Source organism: Agromyces sp. Marseille-P2726, assembly GCF_902809835.1.
GTDB lineage: Bacteria > Actinomycetota > Actinomycetes > Actinomycetales > Microbacteriaceae > Agromyces.
In genome coordinates, this window is record NZ_CADDWM010000005.1 from 1 (window position 1) to 2,779 (window position 2,779).

At 71.5% G+C, this 2,779-nt stretch carries 1 protein-coding gene; it reads left to right on the plus strand.

Features of this window, described 5'->3' with window-relative positions:
* The first annotated feature begins 85 nt into the window (after positions 1-85).
* The gene (locus HUS56_RS01640; RefSeq protein WP_173921681.1) at positions 86-2,641 is read left to right on the plus strand and encodes a helix-turn-helix transcriptional regulator; all 2,556 of its coding nucleotides are present in this window, start codon (positions 86-88) and stop codon (positions 2,639-2,641) included.
* Positions 2,642-2,779: the final 138 nt, after the last annotated feature.

The following is a 2,779-nucleotide window of genomic DNA, read 5'->3' on the forward strand; positions in this document are numbered from 1 at the left end:
ATCCGGTTCCCGACCCGTCGCCCGCGCCGACGTCCTCACCTGAACCAGAGCCCACGGTCGACCCCACTGAGCCGCCCGTGGTGCCATGAGCCGAACGCTGTCGTCGCCTTCAGGGTTGGATTCGGGCACCGTCGGCTGGAACCAGGTCACGGCGCTCATCGAGGAGATCGCGAATGGTTCCTCGCGCGTGCACGCGGGAATCACGGGACCGGGGGGATCCGGGAAGTCGGTGCTGCTCGATGAGCTCGCTGCCGCGCTGCAGGCTGAGGGCATCAGTGTCGCGCGGACCCTGGATGAGTTCGCGCGCGTGGAATCCGATGGCGAACGTTGCGCGCTCCTCATCGACGATGCGGAGCACCTCGAGGATGACGACGCCGCCGAGATCACCAGACTCATGCGAGGGGACGGTCCGCATGTCGTCGTCGCATTCCGACCATGGCCCCGATCAGCGAAGGTCGCGCATCTCGTGGATCGCCTCGGCCGGGAGCGTCCGCACGTCGTGCTCCAGCACCTCGCGGCATCCGGTATCCGGGAACGCTCCGCCACCCTGCTCGGCGATCCGCTGCCGGCCGACCAGATCGACCGCATCCTCGACCTGACGCGCGGGAACCCCTGGTTCGTCGACGAGGTGCTGCTCGCGCTGCACGAGGACGGGTGGGACCTCAGCGAGTCGAGCCCGCTCCCCAGCGCTCCGCTGGAACGCCTCCGGCATCGATTGGATCGCCTCGACCGTGGTCTGCTCGACTTCGTCGTGGCGCTCGCGGTCGGGTTCTCGGTCTCCGGGCCGGCCCTCGCCACGACACCCCGATTCGCCGGAGCCGATCTGCACGCCCTGATGGCCGGCGCGCGCGCCTCGGGCATGGTGTCGCCCGACGGGTCGCTGCTGCCCATCGTGCGCATGACGGTCCTGCAGAGCGTGCCCGAGCACGAGCTGTGGCCACTTCGGCGCGAGCTGGTGGACGCCATCGAAACCGCGGGCATCCCGCTCGGTGTCACCGCCGTGGAGCTCGCCCGACACGGGTTCCGTGATCCTCGGGTCGCCGAAGCGCTGCGCCTTCAGGCGGATGAGGCCGTCTCCCGAGATCCCGTGGAGGCGTGGCGCCTCTACTCCTCGGCGATCGAGGCGGGGGCGGATGTCGCGTCGCTGGCCGGTCGGCGAGCGCAGGCCGCATGGGCGGCCGGCGACATCCGGGCCGCTGAACGCCTGGTAGACGGACTGCTCACCGGCAGGGAGCATCCCGACCTTCCCCGCGTGATCAATGTCGCTGCCGCCATCTGGGCGCGCAAGGGCATGCTGCAGCGCGCAGCCGACGCGTACATCGGCCTCACCGGTGCCGACGCCCGCGCGACGGCACCGCTCGCCGCGGCCTGCCGCGCGGTGCTCGGGATGGTCGAGGAAGGCCGCGGACTGCTCACGGCCGCTTCCGAAGTCGAGTATCCGACCTCGGCCCAGATCGCGGTGTCGCTCATGGCGGAGGGCGTCCTCACCAGCCTCGACGGGGCTCTCGATCGCGCACTCTCCACGCTGCTGCAGGCGTCGAACGTCATGAACGAGTCGGAGGAGATCCTCCCGCTCCCGGTGGTGCCTGCCGTGCTCGCCGCCCACGTCGCGCTCAATGCCGGAGAACTGGGCATCGCCGCCGATGTGCTCCGCACGGCGAGTGAAGCCGGCCAGGGCGGACCCGCCTTCCGCCACCGACTGCGACTCACGCAGGCGCTCGTGGCACTTCGCGCCGACCGCCCGGGTCGCGCGCGAAGGCTCCTCGAGGCCACCGAGTCGAGCCACCGCCCCCTCGGTCTCCGCGACGAGGTGCTCGCGCACTCCGTACGCATCGGCCTCGCACGCCGCACCGACGACATCACCAGCCTCGTGCGAGCCTGGAACGCCGCACGCCCCACCATCGCGAGTGCGCCGGTCGACCTCACGCTCTTCCCGGCCCTGGCGGAACTCGCGGTCGCCGGAGCACGCCTGCACGAGTGGCACCTCGTCGAAGACGCCATCGCCTCGGCGTGGGAGCTGCTGGATCGGGCGGGGCGACCGACGTCATGGTCGACCAACCTGCACTGGGCCGAGATCCAGGCGGCGATCCTGCGCAATGACGAGGCCGGACTCGAACGGCATTCCGCGGCGCTGCATGAGTACGCTCCGACCGACCGGGTCGCGAGCCGGCTCGCCGAGGCCGCACGGATCTGGGCGGCCGCGCTCGCCGGCCACGTTGATGTCGATGCCGTGGAGCACGCCGTTCGCGACCTCGCGTCGACCGGATACCCGTGGGATGCCGGCCGGCTCGCCGGTCATGCGGCAGCTCGGGCGGCGGAGCACCGAGACACGCTCCAGCTCCTCGCGCTCGCCCGGAGCCTCCATCCAGAAGAGCAGTCCGACGACGCTGGCCGCGCGTCGTCAGCCGACGCGTCGGAGACCCAAGCCGACGAGGCCCGCCTGAGTCCCCGCGAGCGTGAGGTGGCCCGGCTCGTGCTCGAGGGCAGGACCTACGCGGAGATCGGCGCGGCGATCTTCATCTCGCCACGAACGGCCGAGCACCACATCGCTCGCATCCGGCGGCGTCTGGGGGTCACGACCCGCTCGGATCTGCTCGCGCGACTGCGCCTCGTGCTCGGCGAGGATGACGACGGCCGCTGACCGCCACGACGCTCCGGTGTCCCCCGCTCCACGCGATGGCGGGACGAGCCTCGGATGTCCACCGGCGGCGTTCCGCTGGTCGCAGCCCGCACGCCGGATCGGGTGGTCCCCCATTCCGGGTCGAATCCCCCTCACCCC